This is a genomic window from Aminobacter sp. J44, from assembly GCF_007829415.1.
Classification (GTDB): domain Bacteria; phylum Pseudomonadota; class Alphaproteobacteria; order Rhizobiales; family Rhizobiaceae; genus Aerobium.
The window spans coordinates 1-16,742 of the sequence record NZ_VLJG01000035.1; the positions used below are offsets into that span (position 1 = coordinate 1).

The 16,742-nt window shown below is 65.8% G+C and carries 17 protein-coding genes; 10 read left to right on the forward strand and 7 right to left on the reverse strand.

All coding sequences use genetic code 11. From position 1 onward, the window contains the following. Window positions 1-141, reverse strand: a 141-nt coding sequence (locus tag L610_RS20885) for a helix-turn-helix domain-containing protein (protein WP_144705722.1), incomplete at its 3' end; no start/stop codon positions are given. Between the two features lie 448 nt (window positions 142-589). Here L610_RS20885 and L610_RS13640 point away from each other — a divergent pair. The 3 genes from L610_RS13640 (at window position 590) to L610_RS13650 (ending at window position 3,100) form a co-directional block, all read left to right on the forward strand. Then, the gene (locus L610_RS13640; RefSeq protein ID WP_034330583.1) at window positions 590-1,030 is read left to right on the forward strand and encodes a hypothetical protein; all 441 of its coding nucleotides are present in this window, start codon (window positions 590-592) and stop codon (window positions 1,028-1,030) included. A 103-nt stretch (window positions 1,031-1,133) separates the two neighbouring features. Further along, window positions 1,134-2,339 carry a mandelate racemase/muconate lactonizing enzyme family protein gene (locus tag L610_RS13645; RefSeq protein ID WP_024849234.1) on the forward strand — a complete coding sequence of 402 codons (1,206 nt, stop codon included), beginning with the start codon at window positions 1,134-1,136 and terminating at the stop codon, window positions 2,337-2,339. Further along, entirely contained in the window at window positions 2,336-3,100 is a 765-nt protein-coding gene (locus L610_RS13650; RefSeq protein WP_024849233.1) for an SDR family oxidoreductase, read from the forward strand. Before L610_RS13645 ends, L610_RS13650 begins: the two co-directional genes overlap by 4 nt. Before the next feature lie 11 nt (window positions 3,101-3,111). Here the strand turns inward: L610_RS13650 and L610_RS13655 are convergent, their stop codons facing one another. The 4 genes from L610_RS13655 to L610_RS13670 form a co-directional block, all read right to left on the reverse strand. Beyond that, on the reverse strand, window positions 3,112-4,668 hold the full coding sequence (locus L610_RS13655) for an acyl-CoA dehydrogenase family protein (RefSeq protein ID WP_144705724.1): 1,557 nt from the start codon (window positions 4,666-4,668) through the stop codon (window positions 3,112-3,114). A gap of 335 nt (window positions 4,669-5,003) precedes the next feature. Then, the gene (locus L610_RS13660) at window positions 5,004-5,204 is read right to left on the reverse strand and encodes a hypothetical protein (protein WP_144705726.1); all 201 of its coding nucleotides are present in this window, start codon (window positions 5,202-5,204) and stop codon (window positions 5,004-5,006) included. After that, entirely contained in the window at window positions 5,197-5,535 is a 339-nt protein-coding gene (locus L610_RS13665) for an HIRAN domain-containing protein (RefSeq protein WP_371713055.1), read from the reverse strand. The genes L610_RS13660 and L610_RS13665 overlap by 8 nt, the downstream gene beginning before the upstream one ends. Window positions 5,536-5,672: 137 nt before the next feature. After that, window positions 5,673-6,497: a manganese catalase family protein gene (locus L610_RS13670; RefSeq protein ID WP_144705730.1), complete on the reverse strand. Its 825-nt coding sequence runs from the start codon at window positions 6,495-6,497 to the stop codon at window positions 5,673-5,675. A 385-nt stretch (window positions 6,498-6,882) separates the two neighbouring features. Between L610_RS13670 and L610_RS13675 the strand changes: the two genes are divergently transcribed. The 7 genes from L610_RS13675 (at window position 6,883) to L610_RS13705 (ending at window position 13,755) form a co-directional block, all read left to right on the forward strand. Continuing rightward, on the forward strand, window positions 6,883-7,293 hold the full coding sequence (locus tag L610_RS13675; RefSeq protein WP_210246017.1) for a hypothetical protein: 411 nt from the start codon (window positions 6,883-6,885) through the stop codon (window positions 7,291-7,293). Further along, window positions 7,290-7,832: a hypothetical protein gene (locus tag L610_RS13680; RefSeq protein WP_246659018.1), complete on the forward strand. Its 543-nt coding sequence runs from the start codon at window positions 7,290-7,292 to the stop codon at window positions 7,830-7,832. The genes L610_RS13675 and L610_RS13680 overlap by 4 nt, the downstream gene beginning before the upstream one ends. Then, window positions 7,829-9,379, forward strand: coding sequence for an FAD-dependent oxidoreductase (locus L610_RS13685; protein ID WP_144705734.1), 1,551 nt, complete (start codon window positions 7,829-7,831; stop codon window positions 9,377-9,379). The genes L610_RS13680 and L610_RS13685 overlap by 4 nt, the downstream gene beginning before the upstream one ends. A 207-nt stretch (window positions 9,380-9,586) precedes the next feature. Next, window positions 9,587-10,348: a DUF2243 domain-containing protein gene (locus tag L610_RS13690; RefSeq protein WP_144705736.1), complete on the forward strand. Its 762-nt coding sequence runs from the start codon at window positions 9,587-9,589 to the stop codon at window positions 10,346-10,348. A gap of 94 nt (window positions 10,349-10,442) precedes the next feature. After that, window positions 10,443-11,528 (forward strand): dihydroorotase, encoded by a 1,086-nt coding sequence (gene pyrC / locus L610_RS13695; protein ID WP_144705738.1) that lies wholly within the window; start codon window positions 10,443-10,445, stop codon window positions 11,526-11,528. Between the two features lie 1,016 nt (window positions 11,529-12,544). After that, window positions 12,545-13,408, forward strand: a complete 864-nt coding sequence (locus L610_RS13700; protein ID WP_144705740.1) for a helix-turn-helix domain-containing protein — start codon at window positions 12,545-12,547, stop codon at window positions 13,406-13,408. Window positions 13,409-13,560: 152 nt separating this feature from the next. Continuing rightward, window positions 13,561-13,755, forward strand: a complete 195-nt coding sequence (locus tag L610_RS13705) for a hypothetical protein (RefSeq protein WP_024849223.1) — start codon at window positions 13,561-13,563, stop codon at window positions 13,753-13,755. Window positions 13,756-14,085: 330 nt separating this feature from the next. Here L610_RS13705 and L610_RS13710 read toward each other — a convergent pair whose 3' ends face one another. Both L610_RS13710 and araD read right to left on the reverse strand, forming a co-directional pair. Continuing rightward, a complete protein-coding gene (locus L610_RS13710) occupies window positions 14,086-15,012 on the reverse strand; it encodes a Gfo/Idh/MocA family protein (protein WP_210246018.1) in 927 nt (308 codons plus the stop codon). Beyond that, window positions 14,999-16,741, reverse strand: coding sequence for an L-arabinonate dehydratase (gene araD / locus L610_RS13715; RefSeq protein ID WP_144705744.1), 1,743 nt, complete (start codon window positions 16,739-16,741; stop codon window positions 14,999-15,001). The genes L610_RS13710 and araD overlap by 14 nt, the downstream gene beginning before the upstream one ends. Between the last annotated feature and the right edge of the window lies 1 nt (window position 16,742).

Here is a 16,742-nt window from a genome sequence, read left to right on the forward strand (position 1 = left end):
TGTCTCGCGATAGCGCCGATACCAGGCCCCGGCCGTTGAGATCCCGATACGGAAGCGTCGTGCCGCCTCCCGCGTCGAAACCCCATCTTCAATCGCCGCAATAACTCGACCGCGAAGGTCCCCGCTCAAGCTCCTCGTCATCACCACCCTCCTGGCAAATCACCAAGAGCAGTGAATCAGACTAAACTGATCCCGTGAATCCTCAAACCGACTCTGTGTTCATAAAAGATGCTCTAGGCAGTTCAGAGACTGCCGCCGCCAGATCGGCCGCGTTGAAAGAAGAGCTTCTTGAGGACCTGGCCCTTCAGGCTGAGCAGTTCCGGCAAAGGTCAAACGGGTGGATGAACTTAGCCGTCGCTCTATGTACCGTCGGCATATTTGCGCCCATTGTAACGTTGCTAACGGAGCTGACAAGAAAGACCGAGAGCCTTACCATGGATGAGGTTCAACAAGTTCTCAGTCAGGAACCGAATATACTCGGTATCGTTGCGATCATGGCTGGATGCGCTGTGATATGTTATTATTTCGTTCAGCGCAGCATGCACTCGCTCACCGAAGGTATTCTGGCGAGAAAGGGAAGGGTGTAGTGATGGAATATCTCTCCTCCATGAGCCCTCTTGTCTGGGTAACCTTGGGCGGCCTGCTGGTGCTTGCTTTCAGTGTCGAGGCCTACGAACGTCGGAATTCCCGCAGGCTCAGAAAAACCATCGAGCAGCTGGACAAAATCCGTGCCGCGGAACAGGTGGCGGGGAGCCAGGAGGCCCTGCCGAAAGCGTCTTCACCAGAAGAGATCGCGAGGGCGGAACTGCGGGATCTGGAAGAACTGTTAGAACAGATCGAACATCGCTATTTCGAGGCACTTCAGCACGATAGCGCGGGCCTTGACCACACTCAGAAAGCTGAATTGCAGAAGATCGATCCGGTTCTGCTCCGCTCGATCACCAAGACCATCATCAGAAGCGCGGGCAAAGCTCATGAGCAGACGCAGCGCCGGCTCGAGCAACTCGTAGAGGCTCGCCTGGGCACTTAGTCACGTCGCCCATCCCGGCTCCCCCCTCCCCCCTGACATCTCCTAAATTTTCCGCCACCTTGGGTCCTGACGGCAGCGTGCCGCTGCCTAGGGAGAGAAATCCGTGAAGATCACCGCCATCCGCACCTTCCGGCTCGAGGAATTCGCCAATGTGCTCTGGGTGCATGTCGAGACTGATGCCGGCATCACCGGCCTTGGCGAGACCTTTTATGGCGCGGGGGCCGTCGAGGCGCATATTCACGACGTGCTGTCGCATCGCCTGCTCGGCAAGGATCCGCTGCGCATCGAGCAGCTGGCGCGCGAACTCGTCAACCTGCCGCTGGCGCAGGCGTCCACCGGCGCCGAATACCGCGCGGCCTCGGCCATCGACCTCGCGCTCTGGGACATTTTTGGCAAGCTCTGCGGCCAGCCGGTGCACCAGATGCTGGGCGGCCTCTGCCACGAGCGCGTGCCCGTCTACAACACCTGCGCCGGCTACCGCTATGTCCGCTCGAATCGCATCAAGCCGGTCGACACCTGGAACCTCGGCACCGCGCAAGGGCCTTACGAAGACCTCGAAGCCTTCATGGCCGATGCCGGCGCTCTCGCCGAAAACCTGCTCGAAAACGGCATTTCCGCGATGAAGATCTGGCCGTTCGACCCGGCCGCGATCGAAAATGACGGCCGCTTCATCACCACCGAACAGCTGAAGGCGGCGCTCGCGCCCTTCGAAAAGATCCGCAAGCGCGTCGGCGACCAAATGCAGATCATGGTCGAGTTCCACTGCCTGTGGAACCTACCGACCGTCAAGCGCATCTGTCGCGAGCTGGAGGCCTTCGATCCCACCTGGTTCGAGGACCCGATCCGTATGAATTCGGTGAGCGCGCTGCAGGAACTTGCCGCCTCGACGCACGTGCCGATCTGCGCCTCGGAAACGCTCGGCTCGCGCTTTCCCTACAAGGACATGCTGGAGGCCGGCGCCGTCGGCGTCGTCATGACCGACCTCGTCTGGACCGGCGGGCTCACCGAAGGGCGCAAGATCGCCGCGCTCGCCGATACTTACCACCGCCCCTACGCGCCGCATGACTGCACCGGCCCGGTCGCCTATGTCGCCGCGGTTCATTCCTCCTTCTCGCAGCCCAACACGCTGATTCAGGAGTCGGTGCGCGCCTTCTATTCCGGCTGGTATCGCGAACTCGTCACCGAGCTGCCCAGAATCGTCGACGGCCATGTCCTGCCGATGGAAGGGCCCGGCCTCGGCACCGAGCTGCAGCCTGCCGTTTTCCAGCGGCCCGACCTTTCCTCCCGCGTCTCGGAGCTTAGTTCATGAAGAACCCGTTCGACCTTTCCGGCCGCACCGCCCTTGTCACCGGCTCCTCGCGCGGGCTGGGCTTCGCCATCGCCAAAGGGCTCGCGGAAGCGGGTGCTGCCGTCGTGCTCAACGGCGTCAACACCAAGCGGCTGGCCGATGCCGCCGAAGAGCTGCGCAATGCCGGCCATCGGGTCGAGATGCTGAGCTTCGACGTTACTGACGAAAAGGCGGTCGCCGCCGCCTTTGCCGAGCTCGACGCGCGCGGCATTGCCGTCGACATCCTCGTCAACAATGCCGGCATCCAGTACCGCAAGCCGATGCTGGAGCTGGAAACCGAGAACTGGCAGCGCGTGCTCGACACCAACCTCACCAGCGCCTTCCTGGTCGGGCGCGAGGCGGCACGGCGCATGGTGGCGCGCGGGCACGGCAAGATCATCAATATCGGCTCGCTGATGAGCGATCTCGGCCGCGCCACCGTCGCGCCCTACACAGTCGCCAAGGGCGGCATCAAGATGCTGACCAAGGCAATGGCCGCCGAATGGGCCGAGCTCGGCATCCAGGCCAATGCGATCGGCCCCGGCTACATGCTGACCGACATGAACGAGGCGCTGATCAACAACCCGCAATTCGACGGATGGGTGAAGTCGCGTACGCCCGCGCGCCGCTGGGGCAAGCCGGAGGAACTCGCCGGCACCGCCGTGTTTCTTGCCTCGCCGGCGGCAGACTACATCAACGGCCAGATCATCTATGTCGACGGCGGCATGAGCGCCGTCGTCTGATTCCTTGTCTCCTAAAGGCGGACGGACGCGACCTTTGCCGCCAGACGGCGCAGCTCATCGGCATCCGGATGCGCGTCGGCGGCCGCCGCAATGCGGTGCCAGACTGCGCGCAGGTAAAGGCCGATCGTCAGGCGCGAGAAATCATGCGCCAGCTCGGCCGGGTTGTCGGAGGCAACCACCACGGCGCGCCGCGCCTGCCATTCGCCGATCGCGCCAGGCAGCCAGTCGGCGCCTTCCGCCAGCCGCTCGACCAGGGCGGCGAAGGCATCGGCCCCTGCCCCGCCCTTTTGCGTCAGGGCGCGGGTGGCAAGCTGCAGCGCGTGGATGCCGTTCGCACCCTCATAGATCGCGGTGATGCGGGCATCGCGCCAGCACTGCGAGAGGCCGTATTCGGTGAGATACCCGTAGCCGCCGAGAATCTGGATGCCGAGGTCGGAGGCGCGAATGCCCGACTCGGTGCCGAAAATCTTGCAAATGGGCGTCAGAAAGTCGATCAGCTCGACCGGCGCGCCGCGCAGCGATTCCACCAGCGCGACATGGCTCATGCCGCGCGCGCCGAGCGCAAGAATGCGCTGCTCGTCGAGCTTGCGGCGAACGTCCGCGTGGTCGGAAAGCACCGCCGGGCTGCGGTCGGCCTTGCGGCCCTGCACGCGCGTTGCCGCATAGGCCGAGGCGATCGCATGGGCGCGGGTGGCATGGGCAACGCCCTGCATGGAAACGTCAATGCGGGCGTGGTTCATCAGGATGAACATGGCCGCCAGCCCCTGCCCCTCGACGCCGACGAGTTCGGCGCGCGCATTGTCGAAGCGCATCTGGCAGGTGGGCGAGGCGTGCAGGCCGAGCTTTTCCTCGATGCGGGTGACGGCAACGCCATTGGGGCGGCCCTCCACCTGTGCGGGCACGAGGAACAGCGACAGGCCGCGCAGGCCCGTCTCCATCGGCGCGGTGCGGGCGAGCACCAGATGCAGGATGTTCTCCGACATGTCCTGGCCGCCGCCGGAAATGAAAGTCTTTTCGCCATCGATGCGCCAGCCGTTGTCATCCTGCGTCGCGGCGCAGCGGATGCGGGCAAGGTCGGAGCCTGCTTCCGGCTCGGTCAGGCACATGGTGGCCAGAAACTCGCCGGAAATGAGCCGGGGGATCCATGCTTCCTGCTGTTCGCGGCTGCCCTGGTGCATGAGCGTTGAGACCGCGCCCGGCACCAGCCCCGACACCATCTGCAGCGAGTGGTTGGCTCCGGCGAAGATTTCGGTGATCGCGGCAGCGGTCAGCGCGTCGACGCCCTGCCCGCCGAATTCCTCCGGCGCGGTCAGCCCCAGCCAGCCGTCGCCGGCCAACTTCTGATAGGCCTCGCGAAACCCGTCCGGCATGAGGACGCGGCCGTTTTCGAGCCGGCAGCCCTCAGCGTCGCCCGGCGCATTTATCGGCGCCAGCACCTCCGCGGCGAACTCCCCGAAATGGGTGATGATCGCCTCGCCCGTCTCGCGGTCCCAGCCGGCTTCTTGCGCCCGCGCCACATGGGCGAGCGAAAACAGGATGTCGTCGACCGGTGCCTCAAACGGGATCATCACTTCACCTCCACTGCCTCCTCGGCCAACCGCCCGCTTGCGATCCCGCTTCCTCAAGGAACCCGAACCTGCGGCAAGCGCGCCAGCCACCTTCACGGATAGCGCAGGCAATAGTTATAGGCAATAATAGTTTCCGAGGACAGTTTGTCGTGCGCGCACTCGTTCTTGCGGGCCCATCCGCTTGCGCATTTGGGGTGTCGTCGCTGGGCGATTGGGCTTAGCACCGCTTCTTCAATGGCGGGCCGCCCGCGTACCTGGGCGAAGGCAGGTGCGGGACCGCGCTCCACTTTCGACCCACGGCGCGAGCAACTATGGCGTTCCTGCTCCCGCCGCTTCTATCCTCGCCCGCCGTCACGCCGGCCGCTGTGGCGGTGCCGCTTGGCCTCGTCTGCGGGGGCCGGGGTACGGCGGGGCTGGCTGCGCTTGRGCAGCCGCACGATCGCGTCGACATGCGAGTGGTCGGCGCTTGAAGGATGCCCCGCCGCCTCGCGGCGGCGGGCGATCAGGCTTTTCAGCAGATCGAGCAGGTCACGCATCCCCTGCCTCTCGCGTGAGCGCAACCGAGATGCGCAGTTGCGATCCGCCCTTCCCTTGCTCGATCCACCCGCGGGCGCTGTAGCCGGCCGCAACGAAAGGCTCGAGCATGCGGCTGTGGATCGGCGGGATGCGGCCGAGACGCTCTCCGTTGGCGGTCGAGACGGAAAGCGCGTGCGGATCGTACAGGTCCGAAAGATCCCGTTGCAGCACCACCTCGGTGCCGGCGGGCGGCAGGGCATTGCCTGCCACCCGCGCGAGCCCGGTGATGTAGGTGCTGACGACGGGAGCCGGGAGCGGCGAGCACGGTCCCCGCCAGCCCGCCGCCCGCACAGGTGAAAAAGCCCCGGCGGTCCATCGCTGCCTCCTATTCCTGTTCNGGTACGTGCGGAGGCGGGAGCGGCGAGCACGGTCCCCGCCAGCCCGCCGCCCGCACAGGTGAAAAAGCCCCGGCGGTCCATCGCTGCCTCCTATTCCTGTTCGGCCTGGGCGCCCGACTTCGGCTTGGCGCGACCAAGATTGGGTTCCTCGCCCTGCGGCTCCATCGGCCGCGAGGAGAACGAGCCATTGCCGTCGATCGACTCGCCCTTCGACCAGCGGCCCTGCGGCGGCTCGCTGCCGTCCTGCTGGAAGCCGAGGAAGGCGTAGGAGAAGTCGCGGTTTTCCTCCTCCTGCGGGTGGCTGTTCGGGATCGGGAACACTTCGGTCGGTCCGCCGAGCTCTTCCAGCGCGGCCATCCACTGGTTCTGGTGCATGGTGTCGCGGGCGATCAGGAACTGCAGCATCTCCTTCATGCCCGGATCGTCGGTCATGTTGTAGAGCCGCACGGCCAGCACGCGGCCGGTCGACTCCGCCATCACGTTGGCGGTCATGTCGGCGGCGATGTTGCCGCTCGCATAGATGTGCGACATGTCGAACGGAACGCCGTCGGAGTCCACCGGCATCGCCGACAGGCCCGACGACAGCATGTTCTTCAGGTTGATGCCGTTGAGCACGGCGCCGCCGACCGGATCGCCCGACACCTCCTCCTGCAGCGACAGTGGCGCGCCTTCGAGGTTGAGGGCAACGGCCGTCGCGAGCATCTCGATATGGCCGATCTCCTCCGCCCCGGTGTTCAGGAGCAGCTGGCGGAATTTCGGGTCGCCGCGCGCGCCCCACGCCTGGAACAGGTACTGCATCGCAACGCGGATCTCGCCTTCGACACCGCCGATAGCCTGCTGCAGCGCCCGGGCAAAGCGCGGATCGGGTTTTTCGACCCGCACGGGAAACTGCAGCTTGTTGTCGGTATAGAACATCGGGTTCTCCTTCTGGGTGGGCCTTGTGGACCGGGCCCAACCGCAACATCCCGCTGATGTTCCGCTGTATATCTGCTGCCCATAGCCAAACCGTACGCCGCGGATCCCCGCGTTGCGGGGGAGGATCCGGGCCGTGCCTTTTATGTCCGGCGTGCATAACTGGGCAGCACTACCGGCGAAGTGGAACCGTGGAGGTGGATCCGGTGCGTGTTCCGGACCCCGCTGAGGCTTTATCGTTCCGCCTGCAGCCTCGCTGCCGGCAGGACGATTCAAGCAGGTCGGCATTCACAAGCGCCACGGCGAAAACACGCTCCACGTTCCGGCCGAACAATTCCCGGCCTCGCGTGTTGTTGGGAGAAGGATGATCCCCGCAACGGAGGCGAAGATGACCGGCAATGACAGGCCGCCCCAGACCACGAAACGCGAGCGCGAGCCGTGGGAAAAGCGCCACGAAAATGACGGGCGTGGGCCGCTCGCCGATAATCCCTCCCTCGTTCCGGACCGCGACGCCGCCATTCCGGAAGGAACGCCGGGCGAAGCAGCGCCGGTTGCAGGCGACGGCTTTCAGCGGCCCTCCGGTGCGGTGCATCCCAATTTTCCCGATCAGGGCTCCGGGAGTTCCGGCGAGAGTGCTCTGAGTTCTTCAGATCAAACAGAGGACGAAGGCCCTACCGGCAGCGCGCACGACGCCCCCGGCCGGACGGCTGGCGAACCCGCCAAGAGCGACAATGATGCGGGCGAAAGCCAGGATGGCTCGCTCGCCCCCGACCGCGACGATCCGAAGGGTTCGGCATGAGGAACGAGGCCGCCTCAAGGGGCAACGGTGCCGCGGGGGACCGCCTGGCCGGCGAGGAGGCGCTCGGCCGCATCGTCCTTGGCGCGGTGGCCGGCTTTTGCGCGACGATGGCGATGACGGCGGCAATGCGCGCGCTGCATGCAAGGCTTGAGCCGCATGACCGCTATCCGCTACCGCCGCGCGAGATAACCGAAACGACGCTGCCTGTCGAAGGCCGCGCGGCCGGCATCGCCACCATCCTCACCCATTTCGGCTACGGCGCCGTCACCGGCGCGATCTTCGGCGCACTGCCGCGCGGCGTTCCCGGCCTCTTCTACGGCCCGGCCGTCTGGGCCGCGAGCTATCTCGGCTGGATCCCGGCCGCGAACATCCTCAAGCCAGCCACACGGCATCCGGCCGGGCGCAACCTCTTGATGCTCGCCGTGCATCTCGTCTGGGGCGGGTGCCTCGCCTTCGGCCTTCGCGAACTCGAGGCGTCGTCACGCAGCGCGTTCGGTTCCGGCCGTCTTCACGATCGACCGGAAGGAAGCCAGCGATGAGACTCGTTTTTCCCGCCTTCAGCAACGTGTTCTGGCTCGACGGCGCGCAGCCGATGCACGACTATCCCGCGCTCGAAGGCCCGCTCGAGGTCGACGTCGCCATTGTCGGCGCCGGCATGGCGGGCATGCACTGCGCCTTCCATCTGCGCAACCGCGGCCTCAAGGTGGCGGTGTTCGAGGGCAAGACGATCGGCGGGCRGGCGACCGGCCGCTCCACCGCCAAGGTCACCTCGCAGCACGGCCTCTGCTACCAGACGATCGAGCAGAAATTCGGCGCCGAACAGGCGAAGATCCACGCGCGCTGCAACGAGCAGGCGCTGCGCCGCATCGAGGAAATCTCCGGTATGATCGGCGAGGCGGCCAACTTCGAAAGCCGCGACGCCTACGTCTATGCCGAGACCGACGAGGAGGTCGAAGAGCTGCGCCGCGAGGAGAAGGCCGCTCGCGATGCCGGCATCGATGCCTCCATGGTCGACCTGGTCAAGGCGCCGGTCGAGGCGCTCGCGGCGTTAAAATTTCCCGACCAGGGCCAGTTCGACCCGTTCGGCTATTTGCAGGGGCTCGCCGCGCTGCTGCGCGACCAGATCGACTTCTACGAGGAATCGCGCGTCACGGCGATCGACTATGGCTGCCCCTGCGTGCTGCAGGTGAACGGCCACGAGGTACGCGCCGCGCATGTGGTGGTGACCACGCAGCAGCCGGTCATCCCGGAAGGCCACTTCTTCGCCAAGGCCTATCCGTTCGCGCATGTGGTGGCCGCGGCCCCGCTGCCCGACGGCGTCGTCATCGACGGCATGTTCATCAATATCAGCGAGCCGCGCCGCTCCTTGCGGACGGTCGAAATCGGCGAGGAAACCTATGTCATCGTCTCGGGCGCCGAGTTCCGCCCCGGCGAGCCGGACGAACTGCTGGAAGCGACCGAGGACCTGCTGTGGTTCCTTGCCGAGCATCTCAACATCCGCGAGCCGACGCATTTGTGGACCAACGAGGATTTCCGGCCGATGGACGGCGCGGCCTTCATCGGTCCCGCCGCCAGCGACCATCCGCGACTGCTGGTTGCCACCGGCTTTGCCGCCTGGGGCATCACCCAAGGGGCGGTTGCTGGCGAAATCCTTGCCTGCTGCGTGCGCGGCGAGGAGCATCCCGCGCTTTCCCTCTACGATTCCACCCGCCACAAGCCGATCGCCGGCGGTGGCGAGTTCGTGAAGGAAAACATGAAGGCCGGCATGCATCTCGTCGGCGACCGGGTGCTCGGCCGCAAGACGGTTGAGCTGCGCGAGATCGAGCCCGGCGAGGGCGCGGTCGTCTCGCATGGCGGCGAGAAGCTTGCCGTGCGACGCGAGGCGTCCGGCGAGGTCGTCGCGCTTAGCGCCATCTGCACGCATATGGGCTGCGTCGTCGACTGGAACGGCATCGACCGCACCTGGGACTGCCCCTGCCACGGCTCGCGCTTCGACCAGGCTGGCAACGTGCTGACAGGCCCGGCAAAGGAGCCGCTGGGGCGCCGCTCGATTCATATCGAGGTGACGGATGATGTCGCCGGCTGACCGCAAAAAAAGGACCGGCCCGAAGGGACCGGCCAGTTGGGGTCATGGGACAACTTGGGGCCATCAAGGGGGGACCACTTGGAGGGCGCCAAGGGGACCCTTGGGAGGCGGGAACGCGGACCGAACCGCGGGCGCCGCAAATTGTTCCGGGTTCATTCCGGAAATTGCCATCAGAGGCTGCATCGCAGCCGGAACGGAGGTTGAGTGATGGAAGGAGCTGACCGGCGCGTCATCATTGGCTGGCTGATGATCGGCTTTGCCCTCGGCGGTTTCTTCGACGGCATTTTGCTGCATCAGGTGCTGCAGTGGCACCACCTCCTCTCCGGCCTCGACGATCCGGCGAACCCCAACCTTCCGCTGCAGGTGCTGGCGGACGGCATCTTCCATCTCCTCATGTATGTCGTCGCCATCATCGGCACCGCGCTTGTCGTGCGGGCGCGGAAGGGACAGGGCGCGTTCGACCGCACTCCGGTCCTGAAACTCGCGCTCTTCGGCTTCGGCGCCTGGCACGTCGTCGACGCTCTTCTGTCGCACTGGCTCCTCGGCATCCACCGCATCCGCATGGACATCGACGACCCGCTCCTTTGGGACCTCGGCTGGCTGGCGGTGTTTGGCCCCCTGCCGCTCATGATCGGCTGGTGCCTGCCGCGCGGCGGCAGCGGACGGCCCCTTGCCGCATCGGTGCTCGCATTGCTGATGGCCTCGGGCCTTGCAGCCGGCCTCGGCCCTGCGCTGACCGGCCCGCAGGAGATGATCGTCGTCTTCCGCAGCGGCGTCAGCGAGGACGAGAAGATGGCGGCCCTGATGAATGCTGGCGGCAGCCTTCGCTGGAGCGATGCGAGCGGCGCTGTCTGGGGCATCAGCGACGTGCCGCTGCCGGGCATGCTCGCGCTCTATCGCGGCGGCGCGGCTCTCGTCAGTTCCACCCCGGCGCTTGCAGGCTGCCTTGCCTTCACCCGCCGCGCCTGATCCGCCCCTCTCGCGCGCATCAACCCTTGAACCCCGGCCCGGATGGTGGTCTTACAGCTGGCAGTGATTTGCCGACCAGCCGGGGATTTTTGCCATGAGCGTTTCCGAACTCTTCGACAGCAGCTCCGCCACCTCCCCGCAGCCGGAATCGATCACGATCCGCCGCCCGGACGACTGGCACGTCCACGTGCGCGACGGCGAGATGATGAAGGCGGTGCTGCCCTATACCGTGGCGCAGTTCGCGCGCGGCATCATCATGCCGAATCTCACCCCTCCGGTGACGACGGTGGACGCGGCCGCCGCCTATCGCGAGCGCATCCTCGCGGCGCTGCCTGAGGGCGCGGACTTCACGCCGCTGATGACCTGCTACCTTACCGACCACACCGACCCGGACGAGATCGAGCGCGGCTATCGCGACGGCGTGTGGCTGGCGGCAAAGCTCTATCCGGCTGGCGCCACCACCAACGCGCATTTCGGCGTCACCGACATTCCCGCACTCGCGCCGGTGTTCGAGCGCATGGAAAAGATCGGCATGGCAGTGCTGGTGCATGGCGAGGCGGTCGATCCGGAAGTCGACATTTTTGACCGCGAGCAAGTCTTCATGGAACAGAGCCTGCTGCCGCTCTTGCAGCGTCATCCGGGCCTGAAAGTGGTCATCGAGCACGCGACCACGATGGAAACGCTCGACATCGTGCGCGAGCATCAGGCACGCGCGGCCTGCACGATCACCGCGCACCACCTCGTCATCAACCGCACCTCGATCTTCCAGGGCGGCTTGCGCCCGCACCTCTACTGCCTGCCCGTCGCCAAGCGCGAGAAGCATCGCCTTGTCCTGCGACAGGCGGCGACCTCGGGCGACAGCTGCTTCATGCTCGGCACCGACACCGCGCCGCACCCGCGCAAGAACAAGCAGGCTGAATGCTGCTCGGCCGGCATCTTTTCCGGCGCGACCGCGCTGCAGACCTATGTGCAGGTGTTCGACGAGGAAGGCGCGCTGGACAAGTTCGAGGCGTTCGCGTCGTTCAACGGGGCCCGCTTCCATGGGCTTGAGCCCAACGCGGGCACGATCACGCTGGTGAAGAAGCCCTCGATGGCCCTCGCCTCCGTGCCGGTCGACGGCGAGGACGTCGTCGTCTTCCAGGGCGGCCAGCTGCTGCCCTGGTCGATCGCGGCGGAATAGGGCTCTCCCTACCCGCGACGTTTGCGATCTACGCCCTCTCCACCGCCTTCGGCGGTCCCCCTCTCCCATGAATGGGGGAGGTGGCGCGAAGCGCCGGAGGGAGCTCGCAGATCACTGGCGCAACAAGTCGTGGCTAAAAATTGGGGCGGATCCGCGGGCGCCGCTTCATTCCGGCACGATCGCCTTTTGTACAACGATTACTGTTGCATCTTTTTCAGTGGATCACGCAAAAATCCGTGCATCCTGAAAGACGTTTTGCCGTCAGTCATGATGTTAATCTTCCTGGAAAATCTGGTTCGACACACCTCACTCGGGAGGAAAGGGCAGTCGTGAGCGGCCCCCGTTGAGGCATGTGTCGCAAAGGGGGGCGTCATGAGGGGGAGTGTTCACCCGCACCGGGCCAAACGCGCGGGGCACCGCCTCAGCAGCCTGCCAGTCGTATCAGTGCAGCATCAGCCGGCTCTCGCAATTGCCGCAGGCCGGGGCTGCGCACCATCACCCCTTCGGGGCAATTACAAGAAAACACAACCGTCATATGGCCGGGTGGCACCCCAATCCGCCCGGCCAGCATGACGGCGAGCACTGAACATGACGGAGACCCCACCCGCTCCGTCATCCGCTCGCCGTTGCCGGTCACGCCGAACAGCTCACAGCTGGCCCCCATCGGCGTGACCGGCGCCTTCCTTCCCAGACATTGCACTCGCGGACCTGCCGCTACGACAGGTGCGGCAACCTCCCCATCCGCCCATGCCGCGTCCTCCCGAAGCCGCGACGATTTGCGCGGCTAACGCGGAAGTTGCCTCGGTCTAAGGAAACTGTGGATCGTTTCCGGCCACATTAATTGCGGTTCCGTAAGGGAAGCCCGCGTTAAGAAATTGGTAACCCGGGCTCACTAACCGGTTGCTGATCTCGCGCCCGGAACGATCGCAGGTTGTAGAACGATTTCCGCCGGGGCCCTTGCGCCGTCGATGCCGGGCCGCACCTGCAAGTTGTTGAGTATGGGGTATCTGGTCTGAATGCACGGACACTTCGACAAAGCCACGCCGTTTGATCCGTGGCCGAAGGATTCCGGGCAACACAGACTTACCCGCCGCGGCGGTGCCCTCTATTCCTTTCGTTCGCCTTCGGCCCAGGAATTCGCACCGGAAAACCACTGGCTGCTGGTGCTGCTGTCGCCGATCCAGCGCCTGCGGCTCGCGCTCGGCGACGACGAGCCGCGCACGACCAATGTGACCGCCGGCATGGTTTCGGTGGTGCCGGCAAGCGTTGCCTGCCGGGCGAGCTGGGGCGCCGAGCTCGAAAATGTCGTGGTGGCGATCGAGCCTTGCCGGCTGAAGGAACTCGCGGCCGAGGAATTCGGGCGCAGCGACATTGAACTTTCGCCCACCTATCCGGTGCTCGACAAGGTCGCGTTCAAGCTCGCGACGCTGCTGAAGGACGAACTGCAGGCGCCGGCGGGCAGCAACGAGCTGTTTCTGGAATCGCTGGTGACGCTGATGGGCCTGCATGCGCTGCGGACCTATTCGAACCTCAACGGCCCGAAACGGCGGGTGCGCGCGTCGCTCTCGGCCAGCGCGACTGGTCGCGTAAAAGCCTATTTGCAGGAAAATTTCCGCCGCAAGGTGACGATCCCCGAACTTGCCGCGCTCTGCGGCCTCTCCTCCGGCCATTTTTCGGAAGCCTTTGCCAGGACCTTCGGCCTGCCGCCGCACCGCTACGTGCTGGAGCTTCGGCTCGAGCATGCCGAGCGGCTGTTGCGCGAGACGGACACGCCGATTCCCGAGGTCGCGTTCCTCAGCGGATTTTCCAGCCAGAGCCACCTCACCCACATGATGCGCGCGCACCGGGGAAAAACCCCGAACAAGGTGCGTGCCGGTTAGGGACAGCTGTCCGAAAGCCGGTCACCAACATTGCCAGTTTGGCACAAGGCTCTGAATTAACTGGTTTTTTTTATCGTTAATGAAGGGTTGCGCCTTTTCTTCGGCGCCTCGCGTGCTATCTCGAAAACAGAGGCAGACACGAGGAATTGGGAATGGAGCCGCCGGCCTGGACCTGCGACGGATGCAGGGCTGAGATCGAGACGAAGGAGATCGACAGGTATCGGTGGGTGCGGGTCAACATTGCCGCCGTCGGCGGCTCGACCCGGCTCGATGCCGAATACGAGCTGTGCCCTGGTTGCCAGGCCCGCCTCGTCCGCCACGCCAACCCGCACAATTGGGAGAAGTGAGGGGGTAAGAAGGGTGGTGATCACCTTCACATGATCCGGCCACACTCGGCCCCTGTTCTTTGCCAGACAGTTGTGCGCCGGCGCCCTACGAGCCCCCTCCGGCGCTTCGCGCCACCTCCCCCATAAAATGGGGGAGGATCCGGGCCCTGCGACTGTCACGGCGATGGGTCTTACCTGCAGCACTCTGGCATAGATGCCACGGTCAAGCCGTAGAATGAGGAGGACGAGCTTCGTGCCGGGCAGAAAGTCTGGCGAGGCAGGGATGGCCGGAGAGACGGTTGGCGAAAGCGCGTTGGCTATCTGTCCCCGATCGTATGCGCCTGCTTTCCCCTACTCCTCGAACGCCTCCCCGGTCACCCGCCGACCCAGCATGAAGGCGTCGGCGACGTGGGTGAGCGGCGAAAGGTCGGCGTCGATCGAGCGGGTGGCGATCAGTTCGGCGAAGCGGCGGTAGATGGCCGAATATTCGACGTCGCCCCATTGCTGCGTTTCGCGCCCGTCAATGTGCATCTCGGCGCCGCCGGACTTCAGAAGCAGCGTCCCGGCGTCGGTTTCGACCTCGATGTCCCAGGTCTGCGGGCCGGTCTGGCGCCAGTCGAAATCGGCCTCGACCGCGAAGCCCCCCTTCCCCGCAAAGCGCAGTTTTGCCGCGATCGGCGCCTCACGCCCGTCGGGAAATTCGAGCGTCGAGGAGACGAGATGGAACGGCGCGGGCAGGATGCGCGTGACGATCGACAGCGCGTTGATGCCAGGGTCGAACACACCAAGCCCGCCCGGCTGCCAGATCCACGCCTGGCCGGGATGCCAGCGGCGCACGTCCTCCTTCCAGACGACCGAGACGTGCCGCACTCTCTTGTCCCTGAGCCACAGCCGCGCGGGCTCGACCGCGCCGGCAAAGCGCGAATGCCAGGTGGCGAACAGCGCAACGTTCCGCGCCTCGGCCATCCTCACCAGCGCCTCGACCTCGGCGATGGTCGCGCCCGGCGGCTTTTCGAGGAGGACGTGGCGGCCGGCGGCGATTGCCTTTGCCGCTGCCTCGTAGCGCGCCTGCGGCGGCATGCAGAGCGCCAGCGCCGCGATGTCCGCCCGCGCGGCCAGCAACTGGTCCAGCGTCGGAAAATTCTCGATGCCGTCGAGGCAGGAATGCGCGCTGACGGTGGCCGCCAGCCGAAAGCTGGTATTGCCGGAGATCGCCGGCACGTGCTGGTCGCGCGCGATCTTGCCGACGCCGACGATGGCGATGTCAGTGACTGTCACGGGGAACGTCCTTGCCGCGGCGGCCCTTGAGGAAGTCGAAGTCGGCGCCGGTGTCCGCCCCTTGCACGTGGTCGTGGAAGAGCCGCGCATAGCCGCTCTCCGGCCGCCTGACCGGCGGCGTCCAGGCGGCGAGGCGTGCGGCGATCTCCTCGTCCGAAACGTCCAGGTGGAGGCGCCGGTTCGGCACGTCGAGCTCGATGAAGTCGCCGGTCCTGACGATCGCGAGCGGACCGCCGACGGCGGCCTCCGGCGAAGTGTGCAGCACCACGGTGCCGTAGGCCGTGCCGGACATGCGCGCGTCGGAGATGCGGACCATGTCGGTGATGCCCTTGCGCAAAATCTTCGGCGGCAGGCCCATATTGCCGACCTCGGCCATGCCGGGATAGCCGCGCGGCCCGCAATTCTTCATCACCATGATGCAGGTTTCGTCGATGTCGAGCGCCTCATCGTTGATGCGCGCCTTGTAGTCGTCGATGTCCTCGAACACGACGGCGCGGCCGCGATGCTGCATCAAATGCGGGCTTGCCGCCGAGGGTTTCAGCACCGCGCCGTTAGGGGCAAGGTTGCCTTTCAGCACGGCGATGCCGCCATGTGAGGTGAGCGCCCGTTCGGTCGGCAGGATGACATCCTCGTTCCAGTTGCGGACGTCCTTCACCTCTTCCCAGACCGAGGCGCCGGAGACGGTGAGCGCGTCGCGGTGAAGAAGCCCCGCCTCCGCCAGCCGCTTGATGACGACCGGCAGCCCGCCCGCGTAGAAGAACTCCTCCATCAGGTATTTGCCCGACGGCATCAGGTTGACGATGGTCGGCGAGTCGCGGCCGAGCCGGTCCCAGTCGTCGAGGGTGAGGTCAATGCCGACGCGCCCGGCAAGCGCGAGGAGGTGAATGACCGCATTGGTCGAGCCGCCGATCGCGCCGTTGACGCGGATCGCGTTCTCGAACGCCTCGCGCGTGAGGATGTCGGAAGGCTTCAGGTCGTCCTTGACCATCTGCACGATGCGCCGGCCGGTCAGCTGCGCCATCACGCGGCGGCGGGAATCGACGGCGGGGATCGCGGCGTTGCCCGACAGCGCCATGCCGAGCGCTTCGGCCATCGACGCCATGGTGGAAGCAGTGCCCATGGTGTTGCAGGAGCCGGGACTGCGCGACATCGCCTGCTCGGCCTCAAGGAATTCGTCGCGGGTCATGGTGCCGGCCTTGACCGCCTCGCTCATCTGCCAGAGCGCGGTGCCGGAGCCGACCCGCTCACCGCGGAACCAGCCGTTCAGCATCGGCCCGCCGGAGACGACGATCGCCGGAATGTCGACGCTGGCCGCTCCCATCAGCAGCGCCGGCGTGGTCTTGTCGCAGCCGACCATCAGCACCACGCCGTCGAGCGGGTTGGCGCGCAGCGCCTCCTCGACGTCCATAGCGGCGAGGTTGCGGTACATCATCGCCGTCGGGCGCAGCGCGCTTTCGCCGGTGGAGAATACCGGGAACTCGAGCGGCAGGCCGCCTGCCTCGTAGATGCCGTTCTTGACGCGCTGGGCAAGGTCGCGCAGGTGCGCGTTGCACGGCGTCAGCTCCGACCAGGTGTTGCAGATGCCGATCACCGGGCGGCCGTCGAACAGGTCGGCCGGCAATCCCTGGTTCTTCATCCAGGAGCGATGGTAGATGTGGTCGCGGCTGGTGCCACCGAACCATTCCGCCGAGCGCAGCTTGCGCGGCCATTCGGCCTTCCTGAAGCCCATG